Here is a 17,809-nt window from a genome sequence, read left to right as displayed (position 1 = left end):
ATGTGTTTTTCAACGGAAGAGTTTGGCGATGTAAAATTGGTAGAGACCTATTACCGTTTGGATCACAACTATGTGTATGCCGAACCTGAAAATGAATACAACCGTTATTTTAACAATGGATTCGCGCACAATCGGTCCTGGATCATTACGGAGGAAAACCCGAACATATTAACCAATGCCCTATGGGGAATCATACCCCATTACAAGTTCCATGTAGAACCGCAAGAATATTATAAGGATACGATAAAATATGGGTCTGGGCTGAACGCGAAATCAGAAAAACTTTTCAACTCCGCCAATTACAAAGGCTTCAAGAAATGTATTGTACCGCTAAAGGGATTTTTTGAACCCCACACCGCAAGAAATAATTTTAAAATCCCTTTTTATTTTAAGCGAAAAGACGATAGCCCGCTCAGTCTGGCGGGGATTTACACTACCATCTCCGACGGCACAGTTACATTCTCCATACTTACAAAAAGCGCGACCCCATTGTTCCAAAAAATCCACAATAAAAAAAACAGGCGACCGGTAATTTTACAGGAAATGGATATTGAGGTTTGGCTGGACCCCAACTTGAAAGAGGCAGAAATTATAAACGTGATCGAGGATGATCTACCCGATGAGGAATTGGAGACTTGGCCGATCAGCAAGGACATCTATAGGGGCAATTTGGGACAAAGACCGGATATTACTTCGCCAGTTTCCTATGCGGAATTGGAGATAGTATATTAATAAACACTTTGACAGCATTCAGGATAAAGCTCTCGTCCAGTTTTGGACTTGGATAAAGATTATATAAAAAAAGGGCCCTCAATCTCTTGAAAGCCCTTTGTTTGCTAGTAGCGGGAACTGGACTCGAACCAGTGACCTTCGGGTTATGAGCCAAAGAAGAACTGGTTTTATATGATTTCATATGTATTCATATGTCTAATAATCAGTTACTTAACTTTTTTAAAGAATCAGTAAAAATCATAAAAACCCTCAAAATGTTTTAGGTAAAATTTTTACATTGTAGTTACTTAAGCAATATTTCCACCTAAAATGGCTTCAATAAAGATAGTTCTTTGGAAACATGATCAAAAAAGGACGGTACTTAGCCATTCGAATTACCCAGAATAGAAAAACGAGATACATTTTTACTGGAAAATATATTTTGGAAAAGGATTGGGATAATGTTTTGGGCAGGGTCAAAAAGTCCCATATAAATTCGGCAAGACTGAACAATTATTTACTAAAAAAATTGACAGAGGTAGATAGTATTGCTTTGGAAGCCGATGCTTCCAAAGAGTATATTTCTAGTAAACAAATAAAGAATAAAGCAAAACATAAAGGTCGTACTGTCTCTTTTTTCCAGTTTGGAGCAGAAAGGGTTACCAATAGATATCAGGCAGGGAAATTTTCTACATGTAAAGGGGAACTTTCTATGTTAATCAATGTACACGAGTTTTTAAAGTGGAATCGTTTTGAAGAAAGAGAATTGGTAATTAATGGTATTAAGGAAAGGCGACGAATTAGAGTTGGAAGCTCTCGTAAATTTGGCTATAATTTCCTTGAGCATGTTAAGGAGGAGTTTAGTAGAGATAATTCTTTGTATTTTGAAGACATAACAGAAGCCTTTTTAAGTAATTTCAAGGTATTCTGTATTTCTTATTTGGAACATAAGACCCGGACTGTTACAAACCACCTTATTTATATACGTACACTTTTTAATGCTGCAATTAAGGAGGGAATTGTAGAAGCTAAACACTATCCATTTGCTGGAGAGAAGGAACGAATACGAATCAAACCTACCCAGAAAATTGGTTTGACCAGGGAGGAAATTGAACGAATTGAAAAGGTATCATTGAAGAAAGATAGTCCCATTTGGCACACTCGTAATGTTTGGTTATTCTCGTTCTATTTTGCCGGGATCCGTATATCTGATGTACTTCAAATGAAATGGTCGGATTTAATGGATGGCCGACTCTATTATACGATGAACAAGAATGAAAAGCCCTTAAGTCTAAAAATACCCGAACATGCCGAAGGAATATTGAATTTTTATAGACCATCTCAACGCTCTCAGGATGATTACATTCTTCCTTATTTAAAGCATGCGGACCAAAAAAGCAAAAGGGACATATTTGTAAAGACACGTAATGGAATCGCTGTTCTTAATAAATATCTTAAACAACTTGCTAAAAAATGCAATATAACCAAGAACCTTTCTAATCATATTGCTCGCCATTCTTTTGGAAACATTGCTGGCGATACCATTTCTCCTCTAATGTTGCAAAAATTATATCGTCATAGCGATTTAAAAACAACCATAATGTATCAAGCCAATTTTATTCACAAAGATGCAGATGATGCGTTGGATGCCGTTCTGAACTCATAATGAAATGAATTTTTTTTGAATGTAGGATATATTGAAATGACTCAATTTTCCATTTATTTTGTAATGTTTAGTTCATTCAATTTTGAGAATCTAACATATCTCTAGTAACAACCGTTCTGAACCCTAAGTGTTCCATGGAAGAATCGATACTTGTAGCCATTCTGGCAGAAATACGGTAGCTTGCACAATATGATTCACTGCATAAAAAAGAACCTCCTTTAATCACTTTTTCTTGAGCTATGGGATTATTTTTATTATAGGGGCTTTCAGCGCCTTTAGGATTAAGAGTTATTTGATTGGTTGACTTTAAGTTTTCATAATAATTAGAATTGTACCAATCGCTCGTCCATTCCCAGACATTTCCGGCCATATCAAATAGCCCAAAATCATTTTTTGGATATTGTTGAATAGGGGCCAGACTTTCAAAACCATCCAATTTGGAGTTGGATACAGGAAATTCGCCCTCCCAAGTATTTGCATATTCGTTAAGCTTTTTAAGTTCATTGCCCCAATAAAATAAAGCTTCGTTTTGACCGCCCCTTGCTGCATATTCCCATTCAGCTTCTGTTGGTAGTCTTCTGCCGGCCCAATTACAATATGCCATAGCATCTTCATATGAGATATGAACTACTGGATAATTTTCTTTTCCATCTATACTGGAATCTGGTCCATTTGGATGTTTCCAATTAGTTCCTATTTTCCACTCCCACCATTGTGAGTAATCGAACAAATTTGGAACACTAGTTTTAGTTTTCTTGAACACCAAAGATCCAGGTTGTAAAATTGAATCATGTGGTTTCACTGCTCCAGGAGGGAGTTGTTTTTTAATTTCCTCCCAATCGATTTCTCTTTCTGCTATGGTTATATAACCAGTTTCCTCAACAAATTGAGAAAATTGTTCATTAGTCACCTCGTTTTGATCAATAAAAAACCCATCAATTTTAACTGTCTGACTAGGTCTTTCATGTTGCATTGCCATTTTATCTCCAAATAAAGCTCCTTGTTCAAAAATCCCATCAGGTATCCAGACCATTCCTTCTGGTGCTTCCGAATTTTCTTGGTTATTTAATTCAATGTTATGGGTAAAATTTTCAGATTTTTCAGATTTTTTATTAGAACAGGAAAAGAATATAAGACCAAATGTTGAGATAATTAAAACATTTTGAGTTACACATTTGTGTTTATACCTTGAGTAATGCATGAGTTAAGCTTTAAATAATTTATTCAGATAGGTTAAATTATCTTATCGTTTTATTTCTGACTTTTTTGATAATCCTCGTATAGCTTCCTCATCTCTTCAGGAGATAACTTCCAATATTCAATAAACGGATTTTCCTTGACACGTTCATTATAGTCCTCAATGAACTGCTGGTTCAATGAATCATTATCCCCATATTTACTCCGAAGCTCCTCAAGCTCCTTATGCAATCCCTCCTGTATTTGGGCATACTCTGGATTTCCATAGATATTGTTCATTTCACTAGGATCTTTCTCCAAATCATATAGTTCCCATTTATCCAGGTCATAATAAAAGTGGATAAGTTTATATTTATCCGTAGTTATCCCATAGTGTCTTCTTACATCGTGTTCTGAGGGATGTTCATAATAATGATAATAGTGTGCCTTTCTCCAATCCTTTGGCGTATTTCCTTTTAATATAGGTACCAAACTTTTACCCTGCATATCATCTGGAATATCGGTTTGGGCGATATCCAAAAAGGTTTCGGCAAAATCTAGGTTAGAAACCAAATCGTTATTGACCGTACCCGGTTTTACTTCTCCTTGCCATTTAACTATTAAAGGCGTACGTAAAGACTCCTTATACATCCACCTTTTATCGAACCAACCGTGCTCTCCCAAGTAAAATCCTTGATCCGAAGTATAAATGACAATGGTATTCTTATCAAGTCCAGCTTCTTTTAAATAATCTAGCACATTACCTACCCCTTTGTCCACACCTGCAACACATGCAAGATAATCTCGCATATAACGCTGGTATTTAAATCTGGTAAGGTCATCCCCTTTTAAGTTGGCTTTTTTGAATTCCTCGTTGATAGGCTTATAGATGAAATCCCATTTCCTTTGCTGTTCCTCGGTAAGACCCGCTTGGGGACCATCCGTAATCTTCAAATCCTGCGCCATTTTCATGGCATCGGAAATGGACATATAGTTCATCCCTGCTATTTCCCTGTTCCCGGAGTAATCATCGAATAGCGTTTTAGGTTCTGGAATTTCAACCCCTTCATACATACCAAGTTCTTCAGGTCCTGGTTGCCATTGCCTATGAGGGGATTTATGGCCTAAAAATAACATGAAAGGCTGTTCTTGGGTCTTTACCGAATCTATCCAATCAATAGCCTTTTCGGTAATGATATCCGTCGTATAACCTTCCAATTGGTATTGCCCTTCCTCATTAACGAATGTGGGGTTGTAATAGGAACCCTGACCCGGAAGAATGTCTATATAGTCAAAACCTTTAGTAGGCGTTTGACCTAAATGCAATTTCCCCAATACACCTGTCTTATATCCAGCCTGCTGCAAAAGTTCCCCGAAGGTCTGTTGGTCAAAATCAAATTTGGAACCTATGGTGTTGTCTATAAATCCATTCTGGTGGCTATATTTTCCGGTCAGTATCGCCGCTCTGGATGGTCCGCAGATCGAGTTCGTTACCAAGCACCTATTGAACAGCATCCCTTCATCCGCAATACGGTCTATATTAGGTGTTGGCGCTATCTGCTCCAACCTGCCTCCATAGGCGCTGATGGCCTGATAGGCATGATCATCACTGATGATGAAAACTATGTTAGGTCTTTTTTTAGGTTCTAAACTTTCCTCAGCTACATCCTTTTTTTCTCCGCAGGAGGCAAAAAGGAATAACACTAAAACTAATTTTACAATTTTCATTCTCTGTTCCTGGTTTTATACCTAACGTAATTAAAGCAAGGTGTTTGATTAGAATTTAATTAAATCTTCAGAAGGGTTGTATCCTATTCTTTGTGTATTTATTTGAAGAATTTGGCCTTTTTTTAAAGGTATTGTACCTCCCAAGTAAACTTTCCAAGGTTTTGAAACTTTAACTTTTGTATTATTGCCATTCCCCATTACGTAGGCGAAATCCCAACTTTTCATTTTTTTGGTTATTACCGTATCCTTTACCTGGCCATCAAATATGCGATATCCAATTGATGCCCCAGGTTCTTGGTTTGTAATTTGAATACCTTCTTTTAGTTTCTTCAGTTTGGGACTTTTTGTTGTAAGTGGTTTATTTTTGCCCTTCCACCAGTCGTTCATAACCATATCAGATTCACAAACTTGAGCTTTATCATCCATACGGCTCAACCAATCAAATAAAGCCTTTTTCAATTCATCCTTCTTGCTTTGATAATATTTATTTTTGGCTAGATTGTTTATCTCGTCAGGGTCTTTGGTTGTATAATACAGTTCTTCAACTTCTTTTGGTGTATTGAACCAATCTTCTAAATAAGGATTATTTATTTTTCCAGAATCCCTAAGGTCTAAGATTTCTTGCATGCTTCCCATTTGTTTTCGGTAAGCGAGATCTTGATATTTTGAGACTTCGGGATGAAAATTATATACATATCTAAAGGTTCCATCGGAAACTGAACGGACCCGATCATATTTATTAGCCATTCTGTCCCTTGCTGCAAATACATATTTATTTTTTTCGGAAGTACTATACTCCCCAAGAAAAGCTTTACCTTCTAAGTATTCTGGAGGTTTGATACCTGCTATGGACAATACGGTTGGGGCAAAATCAATTGAGCTTATCAAATCATTGTTCGTTGTTCCTGCACTTTTTCCATTTGGTAATTTAACAATGAAAGGGATATGGGTACCTCTCTCTAAAATTTCCCTTTTCATCCAAGGTAAATTACCCCCATGGTCACTAAAAAAAAATACATAGCTATTTTCGTATACTCCGTCTGCTTTTAATTTCGCAATGACCTCACCTACATCATCATCCATTTGTTCAATTCGGGTATACATTGCTGCCATATCATGCCGCATCATCTTGGTATTTTCATAATACAGTGGCAGGTTCATTTTTTCGACATCGTAGTATAATGAATCGGGCGGCGAAATGATTTGTGACTCGTGTGAAATTGCCAAGTTGAATACACTGAAAAATGGTTGGTTTCCTTCTCTGTTTGTGTAAGATGCAGCAACACTACTTTCATCCCAAACTGTTACAGGTTCTTCAAATTGATAATCCTCTTTTGCGTTGTTTGTGGTGTAATACCCCACTTTTCTCAAAAACTCTGGAAATGCTTTAACTCCTACAGGTAATACCGCGGAATGGCTTGGTACACCCTCGGGCATTAAATCGGGTCTATTGCGCGTTCTCATGTGCATAGTACCGATATTGATTTGATTCATGCCCGTTATTATAGATGATCTACTAGGTGCACATACTCCAGCTGTAGTGTAGACATGTGTAAATCGAATACCTTCAGAAGCAAGCTTGTCAATGTTTGGTGTCCTAACTATGGGGTCACCATATGCGCCTATAAAGGGTGAAATATCCTCGCAGACAATCCAAACAATGTTTGTTTTGGTTTGTGCTAATATCATTTCAGCAAATCCAAGGCAAAAAAGTATAGTAATACTTTTCAAAAGAAAAAGAAGAAACCTCATTCTAACCATATTATTGGTCTATAATGGAATGAGAAGAAAATGAACAATGCATAGACATCTAAATCAAAAAAGATTCAGAATTTATTTAAAATATTTTGGGGAATTAAGAATAAAGAAATTCTCTTAGACTCAGATTTATTGGATTTTTTTTAAAAAATCTAACATGTAAAAATTAACAAAAACACTTGTTGATTACTATATACTCAATAAAATAGTATATTTGATAACTATGTGATAAAAAATAAAGCATCAAAATACCTATTTAATAATTATATCAATACGCATTAAATTATATAGCCAAAAGGCTGAACTATTTTTAAATGGAAAAGGCTGAAAAGATAGAAAATATTGAAAATCTAGCCGAGAAAGAAGCTTGGAGAGACTTACGTAAGGGAGATATCAATGCTCTCGGCGAGCTTTATGATTTATTTGTGGACAAGCTTTTTTACATAGGTATGAACATTATTAGAGATCGTGAAATTGTTAAGGATCAAATTCATGATTTGTTTTTGGATTTTTATAAAACTCATAAGAATCTTTCAGATGTAAACAATATTCAGGGATATATAATTACTTGTTATAAGAGAAGGCTTTATAAAGAAAATACCCTAAAAGTCAAACATGTCAATATTAATTGGGAGAGTAAATCGAATGTATTCCCCAACGATTTAAAATTGGTATCCTCTCATGAAGACGAAATTATATCCTCAGAAATAGTAAATGAGCGCAATAATAAGTTAGCGAAAAAACTTTCCAATTTAACTGAACATCAAAAAAATATTTTGGAAATGCGTTTCACTCAGAATTTATCTTATGAAGAAATAGCCACATGTTTCAACCTCTCAGTTTCTTCAGCCCGGACCTTATTGTATAGGACAATAAAAACACTACGTAATTCGGCATTTACAATACTTTTTTAATTTTTTTCTAATTGTATGTCTATATAATAGAGTTTAGAGACTCTTATTAATATAAGACAATAAATTATTTATTACTATCTGGTTTTATAAATCAGACTATACTATATGAAATCAAATAAAAGTAGAATATTAACCAATGAGGAACGAAGGGCCTTGCGAAGACAAATAATGAACTCGGCAACGGCTTTTGAAAAAGAAAATAGGCGTAAAAAGTATTATGTCGTTTTTGCCGCTGCAGCTAGTCTTGCTCTTTTAATGGGATTATTTTTTTACAGTTATGATGACCAGAAACAAGGTTTACAAGAATTTGTGAATAAAACCCCAAGGGTAGATCCTAAAACACAAAGTGAAGTAACGGTAGTTCTAGGGGATGGTGAGAATATTCCTATTGATAGTAACAATACGGTTCAATATTCTCCCAATGGAGCCAATGTTATTTTAGGCAAAGGGAAAACATTTAACCAAGAAACTTTAATTGATAAAAAACCTATTTATAACACTATAATAGTCCCCTATGGAAAAAAGTCTGATGTTCTCTTGTCCGATGGAACACGAGTATGGATTAATTCAGGTTCAAAATTGATATATCCTGCGGTATTTAATAGGGAAAATAGAGAAGTTTATTTGGAAGGCGAGGCGATTTTTGACGTTGCGCATAATGCTGAAAAACCCTTTAAGGTACTCTCCAAAAATCAAGAAATTGAGGTACTAGGAACTATTTTTAATGTTTCTGCTTATTTGGAAGACGAACAATTAAATACCGTGCTAAAAAGCGGAAGTGTTAAAATTACTTATCTGGAAGATGAATCCAAATCATTCAAAATAACACCTGGAACCCTTGCAAGCTTGAACGTAAAAAGCCTAATAGTTGAAAGACGCAAAGTAGATGTGGATGACTATTTTGGATGGAGGGATGGTTACTTAAGCCTTAAACGACAACCATTGGATTATATCGTCGCAAAATTATCACGATACTATAATATTGAAATACTGATTTTTGATGAAGAATTATCCAAAGAAACCTTCTCCGGTAAGTTGGACTTAAAAGATGATATAAACAAAGTCATCAATATTCTTAATGAGGCAACTAAAATGAGGGTAATTAAAGATAATGGTAAAATAATTTTAACCAACTAACAATAATAAAACATATGCCAATGAAATAAAAACAAATAAAAAACCAGTAAGCGCGCCAACACTTACTGGCTAAACATTAGAATTATCGACTAACAATAATTAACTAATTGAATTACAAAATTATGAATAAATACTTAAGATGTGTTCCGTATTCGGGTAATATTACCAAAAAGCACATCATCAAAACAGTTATGAGAACCATCGTATTACTTTTAACGTTAGGGTTGACTACGGTGATGGCAAATGATTCTTATTCCCAAACTAGAATGGACATTAAAGTGGATGAAGTTCCATTAGAATATTTACTTAATGAAATTCAGAGAAATAGTGAATATATCTTCTTTTATAAAGATGACGTATTGCCCAAGGGAGAAAAAGTATCGGTAGCTAAAAAGGATGCTACTTTGCAAACTATTCTGAAGCCGGTTTTTAAAAAATTTAACCTTGGATTTAATGTCAATGACAGACAGGTTACAATCTATAAATTGGCAAATATTCACATGGAACCATTAAAAACTGATTTTAAGGACCAAAGTTTTACTGTTTCTGGTACAATATTGGATAATTTAGGGACTCCTCTGCCAGGAGCAAATATTGTGGAAAAAGGTACCACTAATGGAACCCAGACCGATTTTGATGGTAATTATAGTATAAATGTTAATAATGAAAATGCCTCCTTAATTTTCTCCTATATTGGTTTTTCGACTAAAGAGATTGCAATATCAGGGCAATCAATAATAAATGTAACCCTTGAGGAGAGTGCTGCTGCTTTAGATGAAATTGTGGTAGTAGGTTATGGAACTCAAAAGAAAAGCGATTTAACAGGGGCTGTGGCCTCTCTTAGTCCTGATGATTTAAATCCTGGAGCGAATGCTTCCGTTGACCAACTAATGTTAGGAAGGGCTGCCGGGGTACAAATTAATCAAGCGAGCTCAGAACCCGGTGGAGGACTAGCAATACGCATCAGGGGTTCAAATTCATTGAATGCAAGTAATGAACCACTATATGTAATTGATGGCTTTCCTATTGACAATAGCCCTAATTTGGGTTCTGGAGGCGTGGCCCAAGTAAGTGACAATCAAAGTCCTAGAAACCCTCTAAATGCTCTTAATCCTGCAGATATACAATCTATCGAGATTTTAAAGGACGCATCTGCTACCGCTATATATGGATCTCGGGGTGCAAATGGGGTTATTTTAATTACTACTAAGAAAGGAAAGCAAGGAAGGATTAACGTTACATATGATGTTTATGGTGGTGTTCAGGGTGTAGTAAAAAAATTGGACGTATTGTCTACTGCAGAATACATTAGTGCAATAAATGATTTATCAATAGCGCAAGGAAATAATACGGTTTTTTCAAGTGAAGATATAGAAAGCATAGGTGTTGGGGTTGATTGGCAAGATGAGGTTTTTCGTTCTGCTCCTATTTCCAATCATACACTTTCCGTTAGCGGAGCCAACGAGCAAACTTCGTACTATGCCTCAATGAATTATTTTGACCAAGAAGGTGTCGTTGAAAATTCAGGTCTTAAGCGATATACTGGAAGAATAAATTTAGACACTAAAATTGGAGAACGAGCACAAATAGGGATAAACTTTAATACAAGTTTAATCAAGGATAATAACAGTATAGATGGTTTAAACACAAATGAAAATGCTGGACCAATCTACGCTTCTTTGTTGTATGACCCAACCGAGCCAATTTTTAATCCAGATGGTTCTTTTTCCCAATCTTCGAATTTGACTGTAAATAACCCTGTAACTCTAATAAGAGGTATAACCAGTTTAAACGAGACAAACCGTACGTTTGGCAGTGCATTTATAAATTATAACTTTTCAGATGCACTGTCCGGTAAATTTAATTTTGGTACTGATAGGCAAAATTCCCGTAGGGATATATATAACAATAAAAATACTCTACGAGGAGGTGCAGCAGGTGGTATTGCTGCTATCAATACTTTGGAAAGATCAAATTATTTGTTCGAGTACACAATGACTTATAATAAGGAATTTAATAAAAATCATGCACTTACTATTCTTGGAGGTGCAACCTACCAAAAATTTGCAACTAGATTTTTTGCAGGTGATATTAGTGGTTTTCCAACTGATAATTTGACTACAAACAACCTTGCTTTAGGAAATACTAATACCGACAATCTTAATAGTGGCAAGGAAGAAAACACGCTTCTCTCCTATTTGGGGCGTGTTAATTATAATTTGTTCAATAAAATTCTTTTGACAGGCTCAGTTCGTGCTGATGGTTCATCTAGGTTTGGAGCCAATAACAAATGGGGATATTTTCCTTCTTTTGCTGTAGGTTATAAATTAGAAGAAGAAGACTTCATTCCCGATAATATCAGCCAATTAAAATTAAGGGCTAGCTGGGGTCAGACTGGTAACCAGGAAATTGGAAATTATGCTTCTCAGCTAACATTTGGTACAGGACCAGAAGTCATATTTGATGGTACCGCACAAGTGGGAATTATACCAAGCCGTATCGCCAATCCTGATTTAAAGTGGGAGACCACAGAACAGTTTAATGTTGGTTTGGATATAGGAATTTCAGGAGGACGCTACAGCGCAACCATTGATTATTTTACCAAAAGCTCGAAGGATTTGTTGTTTAACCTTCCATTACCGAGCGCTACTGGCTATTCCTCTGTCCTAAGTAATGTAGGAGAGGTTAAAAATAAAGGATTTGAATTTCTTCTAAATTCTACGAACATCATAAATGATAATTTCAAATGGAGTACATCCTTGAATTTTGCCGCTATTAGAAATGAGGTTCTTGATTTAGGCAGAATTGAAAGTATTGTAACCGGTAATATTCAATCCGTGGGAAATACGGCAATTATTCAAAGAGGATCTCCACTTTCATCTTACTATGGATATGTAGTTACAGGGATTTTTCAAGAAGGTGATGACATTACCAATTCTGCTCAACCAACTGCTGAACCAGGCTTTCCGATATTTGAAGATCGTAATGGCGATGGAGTGATAAATCCGGATGACCAAACGATCATCGGGAATCCTTATCCGGACTTTACTTATGGAATTCAAAATTCTTTTTCATATAAGAATTTACAACTGGATTTTTTTATCCAAGGTCAATCTGGAGTTGATTTGATAAACATCAATTTAATTGAATCTATTTATCCTGCAAACTTTAGAAGAAACCGCTTATCGGAACCAATCTTAAATCGTTGGACGCCTCAAAATACCGATACAAAATGGCCATCAGCAACTAACCCGAATTCCTATGGCCCAAGCAAAGTAAATACTCTTACTATTCAAGATGCTTCTTACATAAGACTCAAAAACGTTCAGCTTAGCTATAATGTACCAACAGAATCTATAGATTTCCTAAGCTCCTTGCGAGTTTATTTAACAGGTCAAAATCTTTTTACTATCACTGATTACATAGGTTTTGATCCAGAAGCAAATTCATTTGGACGTAGTAATGTAAGGGTGGATTACAGTAGTTATCCATTAGCCAGAACTTATCTCATGGGTTTGTCTGCTAGCTTTTAAGGTCTAATAAAAAAATATAAAAATGAAATCATATAAAAATAAAATCATAGCCGTTCTTTTTTGCATAGGTACGTTAAGTTGTTCAGAACGCCTGGATGAAGAAGTTTTTTCTGAGTTATCACCAACTACCCTATTTACCACAGAACAAGGAATTTCTTCATTAATGAATTCTGCATATACCTATGCGCATCGTTCAGGTGCAGTTGCAGCTTGGGCGCCATACCATATGGGCACCATGACTACTGGTGAAGCTTGGGGAGCTGGTGGATCCATAGAAGAATTGTGGGTACAATACATCAACTATACATGGACAAGTAATCATGATCATTTTCTGACCATGTGGAATACGTATTATAATTCAATTCGAGATGCTAATTTAGTTTTGGCCAATCTGGAAAATGAAGCATTTTCCAATGCCTTTATTCAAACAACGGAAGCGGAGGTCCATTTTTTACGAGGTTGGTGTTATTCTGAATTATACAAACTATTCGGTAGGGTGCCATTGTACAAAACTCCTACGGATGACCCTTTACAGCCAAGGGCTAGTGAAGAAGATGTTAGAAATTTTATTGAACAAGAACTAATCGCTGCCATAGAAACATTGCCATTGGAACCGGAAGCCTTTGGTAAAGCATCTAAAGGAATTGCACTAGCTGTACTTTCGAAATATTATTTGAACACAAAGCAATGGCAAAAAGCCGCGGATACTGCTGAGCAGGTAATAGATTTGGGTCAATACGCTCTTTTACCAAATTACAGTGATGTCTTTGCCATAGAAAATGAGGGTAATGCAGAACTAATTTGGACACTCCCTAAATTGGCTACATCAGGTACTGCAAGTAATTTACTCAATGCCTTGATTTTTCCACCAGCTTTCCCCAGACCATTTTCTAACAATGCAGTTTTTGCCGCAAGAACGTATCTTTTTGACGATTTTGTAAATTCATTTGAGGCGTCCGACACTAGGGTATCTCAAATGATCAGGGAATACACCTTAGCAGACGGTACGGTCGTTCAGGGTCTTGGAAATGACCAAACACATCCATTTAAACTGCCTTGGGATCCAAATGCAGTAGGTGCGAACGCAGGTAATGACATACCGGTAATTCGTTACTCGGATATCCTATTGACAAGAGCGGAAGCCCTTAATGAAATTTCAGGACCTTCCCAAGAGGTTATTGATTTGATAAATGAAGTGCGTGATCGTGCCGAGGCATCTCTCTTGACATTATCAGGTTTCACAAAAGATTCCTTACGTGATGCCATTTTGAATGAGCGGGAATGGGAGTTTTATTTTGAAGGAAATTCTAGAGAGGATCAGATTCGCCATGGCGTTATGATTTCAAGAGCTCAGGCAAGAGGCAAGAACGCGCAAGACTTTCATATACTGTTCCCTATTCCACAAACAAATTTGGATGCAAATCCTGTACTAGAACAAAATCCAGGTTATTAATAATTTTTTAATTTGAATATTATGAATAGTTTAAAACTAGGTGGGCTGTTAAATTTAGTTCTTGCATCCTCTGGAAGGTATTATCTTGTTTTGGGAATCATATTGATTTTCAATACTATCGCTATAGCCCAGGGCAATAACTCCAAGAAGGAAAAACCCAATGTAATCATCATTTTTGCAGATGATTTGGGTTATGGGGATTTGAGTTCCTATGGACACCCCACCATTCGAACAACCAATCTTGACCAAATGGCATATGAAGGTCAAAAATGGACCAATTTTTATGTGGGTGCTAGTGTATGTACTCCCAGTAGGGCTGCATTGTTAACTGGAAGGCTTCCGGTTAGAAGCGGAATGGCAAGTTCCGTAAATCGTGTACTTTTTCCTGATTCCCATAATGGACTGCCTCAGTCTGAAGTAACTCTGGCAGAACAGATGAAAAAAGGCGGTTATGCTACGGCAGCTATAGGAAAATGGCATTTGGGACACAAGGAAGAATATTTGCCCACAAACCACGGTTTCGATTCCTATTACGGAATACCCTATAGCAATGATATGGACAATATAGTGCCGTTCAGGTCAGCTGGAGGTTACTTTGAATTTTGGAAATCCGAGAAAAGAAAGGACATCAATACATTCAATGTTCCTTTGATGAGGGATACGGAAATTATCGAGCGTCCAGCAGATCAACATACCATCACAAAGCGATACACCGAGGAGGCCATAAAGTTCATAAATGATAAAAAGGATGAACCCTTCTTCTTATATCTGGCCCATAACCTTCCTCATGTCCCTTTGTTCGCTTCTAAGGATTTTCAAGGAACAAGTCCAAGGGGAATTTATGGAGATGTGGTAGAGGAAATTGACCATAGTGTTGGCCAAATCCTGGATGAATTAAAAAAGACAGGACTAGATAAAAACACGATTGTAGTTTTCACGTCAGATAATGGTCCTTGGCTGATAATGAACGAAGAAGGTGGTAGCGCCGGATTATTACGAAATGGAAAGGGTTCTACCTGGGAAGGTGGAATGCGAGAGCCCTGTATTTTTTGGGCTCCCGGTAGAATAGCTCCTGGTATTGTTACCGATTTGGGCAGTACCATGGATTTGTTTACTACGTTTAGCAAAATAGCGGGCGTTGATATACCACGGGACAGGATTGTTGATGGTGTGGACCTTGCCCCCGTGCTTTTTAATAAGGAGAGTAGCGCGAGAAAGGATATGTTCTATTATAGAGGCGATAAATTATATGCCGTACGTGTTGGTGATTTTAAAGCTCATTTCATAACTCAAGATGCTTATGGTACTGAAATAACAGAACATGATTCTCCATTATTGTACAATTTAAGTATTGATCCTTCGGAAAAGTATGATATTTCAAAGGAAAATCCGGATGTAATTGCCAATATTAATCGAGTAGTAAAAGACCATAATGACAAAATGGTAAAAGGGAAGGATCAACTTGCAGAAAGAGGTGATTAATTTAAATCCAAGATATCACTATGTTTAATAGGGTCTATTTTAAATACCTCTGCATATTAATTGCTTCGGTGTTTGGTTGTAATATTTCGGGTCAGGACTCTTTGGGTATTGTTGAGAAACCTAATATTTTATTGATTTTAACTGACGACCAAGGGTATCATGATGTATCATATTATGGCACCAAAGATATCCGCACCCCCAACATCGACCAAATTACTGCGTCAGGTATGCGTTTTGACAATTTTTATGCAAACGCTCCTGTGTGTTCACCAACACGAGCTGCATTGCTTACGGGTCGCTATCAAGACTATGTTGGTGTTCCCGGTGTAATTCGAACTAATCCCGATAATAATTGGGGATATTTGGATCCAAAAGCAACACTGTTGCCAGAAGAGCTTAAAATGGTGGGATATTCTACAGCCTTGATTGGCAAGTGGCACCTCGGTCTAGATTCCCCCAATACACCAATAGAACGAGGATTTGATTTCTTCCATGGATGGCTAGGGGATATGATGGATGATTATTGGGATCATCGTAGACATGATATCAATTATATGCGTTTGAATGCGATGGTCATTGACCCCAAAGGTCATGCTACCGATCTTTTTACAGATTGGTCCGTAGATTATATCAAAAGTCAAGCAGACGATAATCGTCCATTTTTTTTGTATTTAGCCTACAATGCGCCACATTTTCCGGTACAACCTCCAGAGGATTGGCTTGAAAAAGTAAAGAAAAGGGAAAAAGGAATTGAGGAAACTCGAGCTAATTTGGTCGCTTTTATAGAACATATGGATAATGGTATTGGTAAGGTTATTCAAGCATTGAAAGAAAGTGGTCAATATGATAATACCTTGATTGTTTTTTCAAGTGACAATGGAGGACATTTACCGAGTAAGGCAAATAATGGCCCGCTTCGAGATGGTAAACAAAGTATGTATGAAGGTGGTTTAAAAGTCCCAACGGCAATTAGCTGGCCTGGGAAAATAAGACAAGGGAGTGTTTCCGAAGAAGTGCAAATTTCTATGGACCTGTATCCAACACTACTTGAAATTGCAGGCGTAAAACCCAAAAATAAAATAGAGGGTCAAAGTTTTTATTCCCAGTTGGTAAAATCAGAACCTTCACTTGAACCCGACCGAGCATTTTACTTTACAAGAAGGGAAGGTGGTACAAAATATGGCGGTCAAGCGATTTATGCTCTTCGTAAGGGTGATTGGAAGTTATTACAGAATTCTCCTAATGAAGGATATGAGTTGTACAATTTAAAGGAAGACCCTCTTGAACAAATGAACCGAATAGATAGTGATATTGAAAAATATCAAGAACTAAATTTTCTTTTAATGAAACACATTCAGAAAGGGGGAGAAGTTCCTTGGCAGAAGAGTTCATATTAGAAATATTGTTGTTTAGTTGAGTTAGTTTTTTTAGATAAAGGCGTGGTATGTCCACGCTTTTATTTATTTGGGTAATTTAAAATATAGGAATTAACAGATATTGAGCTCGTAAATGCTTATTGCCGGTTAGTGGTTCTGTCGTTTACCTTAATTTCTAATAAATAAATCAATTCAAGGTTGTTTAGTACTTACCTTCCCCTTCCCACAAATATTCATTCTCAAGGTTTAAATTTTTCCTTATAAACCACAGTATCAATCAAAACTTTAAATAGGTTCAATATCTTATCTCATTTGTCCGATTAATTCAATTTTTACAATTGGAATATTGAAAGGTGAATTATCAATAAAAAATGCATCCGTGAAACGGATAGCAAGTTATGTTTTGCGGGTCGCAAAACTGTCTACTTCATCGAAGTGAAAAAAGACTGATTCTTAAAAATATTCGAGATTCGCCAAATTATTAGAGCTTAAAAAATCGGAAGCGAAATTTTTAAAGGATGAATGTTTTGACCCGTGGAGGGTGAAATATTAAAACTAAATTCAAAAATGTATTTTGAGATTGTTTCTTATGAATAAAATCCTTTTGTGGAAAGGGGAGAAAAGAAATAAAGGCCAAATACTTCATAATTGCGTGATGATTTGACTTTTTCCAGTGTAGATTTCATAAGGGAAATTTAACAGAATTGTTTTAGGTATGTTTTAGGTGGAAAATCAAAAAGGGCCTTCAATGTCTTGAAAGCCCTTTGTTCGCTAGTAGCGGGAACTGGACTCGAACCAGTGACCTTCGGGTTATGAGCCCGACGAGCTACCTACTGCTCTATCCCGCGATGTGGACGACAAAGATACAATTGTTT

The 17,809-nt window shown here is 36.4% G+C and carries 11 protein-coding genes and 1 tRNA gene; 8 read left to right on the top strand and 4 right to left on the bottom strand.

The features are described from left to right. Both ACZ41C_RS04165 and ACZ41C_RS04160 read left to right on the top strand, forming a co-directional pair. On the top strand, positions 1-732 hold the full coding sequence (locus ACZ41C_RS04165) for an SOS response-associated peptidase (protein ID WP_464564549.1): 732 nt from the start codon (positions 1-3) through the stop codon (positions 730-732). Positions 733-1,072: 340 nt separating this feature from the next. Then, positions 1,073-2,377, top strand: coding sequence for a phage integrase SAM-like domain-containing protein (locus ACZ41C_RS04160; protein WP_464564547.1), 1,305 nt, complete (start codon positions 1,073-1,075; stop codon positions 2,375-2,377). 76 nt (positions 2,378-2,453) lie between these two features. On the opposite strand, the gene ACZ41C_RS04155 is transcribed toward ACZ41C_RS04160, so the two are convergent. Genes ACZ41C_RS04155 through ACZ41C_RS04145 form a run of 3 tightly spaced genes read right to left on the bottom strand, consistent with a single transcriptional unit; the run spans position 2,454 to position 7,033 of the window. Next, positions 2,454-3,578 carry a formylglycine-generating enzyme family protein gene (locus ACZ41C_RS04155; protein ID WP_464564545.1) on the bottom strand — a complete coding sequence of 375 codons (1,125 nt, stop codon included), beginning with the start codon at positions 3,576-3,578 and terminating at the stop codon, positions 2,454-2,456. Between the two features lie 50 nt (positions 3,579-3,628). Further along, a complete protein-coding gene (locus tag ACZ41C_RS04150; RefSeq protein WP_464564543.1) occupies positions 3,629-5,281 on the bottom strand; it encodes a sulfatase family protein in 1,653 nt (550 codons plus the stop codon). Between the two features lie 48 nt (positions 5,282-5,329). Continuing rightward, on the bottom strand, positions 5,330-7,033 hold the full coding sequence (locus tag ACZ41C_RS04145) for a sulfatase family protein (RefSeq protein WP_464564541.1): 1,704 nt from the start codon (positions 7,031-7,033) through the stop codon (positions 5,330-5,332). A 320-nt stretch (positions 7,034-7,353) separates the two neighbouring features. Here ACZ41C_RS04145 and ACZ41C_RS04140 point away from each other — a divergent pair, with 320 nt between their 5' ends. The 6 genes from ACZ41C_RS04140 (at position 7,354) to ACZ41C_RS04115 (ending at position 16,955) form a co-directional block, all read left to right on the top strand. After that, positions 7,354-7,953 carry an RNA polymerase sigma factor gene (locus tag ACZ41C_RS04140; RefSeq protein WP_154918388.1) on the top strand — a complete coding sequence of 200 codons (600 nt, stop codon included), beginning with the start codon at positions 7,354-7,356 and terminating at the stop codon, positions 7,951-7,953. A 105-nt stretch (positions 7,954-8,058) separates the two neighbouring features. Further along, positions 8,059-9,090 (top strand): FecR family protein, encoded by a 1,032-nt coding sequence (locus ACZ41C_RS04135; RefSeq protein ID WP_464564538.1) that lies wholly within the window; start codon positions 8,059-8,061, stop codon positions 9,088-9,090. 191 nt (positions 9,091-9,281) lie between these two features. Beyond that, positions 9,282-12,623, top strand: coding sequence for a SusC/RagA family TonB-linked outer membrane protein (locus tag ACZ41C_RS04130; protein ID WP_464564536.1), 3,342 nt, complete (start codon positions 9,282-9,284; stop codon positions 12,621-12,623). 22 nt (positions 12,624-12,645) lie between these two features. Continuing rightward, on the top strand, positions 12,646-14,076 hold the full coding sequence (locus ACZ41C_RS04125; RefSeq protein WP_154918394.1) for a RagB/SusD family nutrient uptake outer membrane protein: 1,431 nt from the start codon (positions 12,646-12,648) through the stop codon (positions 14,074-14,076). A gap of 21 nt (positions 14,077-14,097) precedes the next feature. After that, on the top strand, positions 14,098-15,558 hold the full coding sequence (locus tag ACZ41C_RS04120) for a sulfatase family protein (RefSeq protein ID WP_464564533.1): 1,461 nt from the start codon (positions 14,098-14,100) through the stop codon (positions 15,556-15,558). Positions 15,559-15,578: 20 nt separating this feature from the next. Then, the gene (locus tag ACZ41C_RS04115) at positions 15,579-16,955 is read left to right on the top strand and encodes a sulfatase family protein (RefSeq protein ID WP_464564531.1); all 1,377 of its coding nucleotides are present in this window, start codon (positions 15,579-15,581) and stop codon (positions 16,953-16,955) included. 754 nt (positions 16,956-17,709) lie between these two features. Here the strand turns inward: ACZ41C_RS04115 and ACZ41C_RS04110 are convergent. Beyond that, positions 17,710-17,782 (bottom strand) — tRNA-Met (locus ACZ41C_RS04110). Between the last annotated feature and the right edge of the window lie 27 nt (positions 17,783-17,809).

The organism is Maribacter sp. C-4077, from assembly GCF_055378385.1.
Note: the sequence above shows the minus strand (reverse complement) of the source record. Positions and strands in the feature narration are given on the sequence as shown.

Coding starts and splice junctions, on each gene's coding strand:
- ACZ41C_RS04165 (WP_464564549.1), top strand. CDS start 1: ATGTGTTTTTCAACGGAAGAGTTTGGCGATGTAAAATTGGTAGAGACC.
- ACZ41C_RS04160 (WP_464564547.1), top strand. CDS start 1,073: ATGATCAAAAAAGGACGGTACTTAGCCATTCGAATTACCCAGAATAGA.
- ACZ41C_RS04155 (WP_464564545.1), bottom strand. CDS start 3,578: ATGCATTACTCAAGGTATAAACACAAATGTGTAACTCAAAATGTTTTA.
- ACZ41C_RS04150 (WP_464564543.1), bottom strand. CDS start 5,281: ATGAAAATTGTAAAATTAGTTTTAGTGTTATTCCTTTTTGCCTCCTGC.
- ACZ41C_RS04145 (WP_464564541.1), bottom strand. CDS start 7,033: ATGAGGTTTCTTCTTTTTCTTTTGAAAAGTATTACTATACTTTTTTGC.
- ACZ41C_RS04140 (WP_154918388.1), top strand. CDS start 7,354: ATGGAAAAGGCTGAAAAGATAGAAAATATTGAAAATCTAGCCGAGAAA.
- ACZ41C_RS04135 (WP_464564538.1), top strand. CDS start 8,059: ATGAAATCAAATAAAAGTAGAATATTAACCAATGAGGAACGAAGGGCC.
- ACZ41C_RS04130 (WP_464564536.1), top strand. CDS start 9,282: ATGAGAACCATCGTATTACTTTTAACGTTAGGGTTGACTACGGTGATG.
- ACZ41C_RS04125 (WP_154918394.1), top strand. CDS start 12,646: ATGAAATCATATAAAAATAAAATCATAGCCGTTCTTTTTTGCATAGGT.
- ACZ41C_RS04120 (WP_464564533.1), top strand. CDS start 14,098: ATGAATAGTTTAAAACTAGGTGGGCTGTTAAATTTAGTTCTTGCATCC.
- ACZ41C_RS04115 (WP_464564531.1), top strand. CDS start 15,579: ATGTTTAATAGGGTCTATTTTAAATACCTCTGCATATTAATTGCTTCG.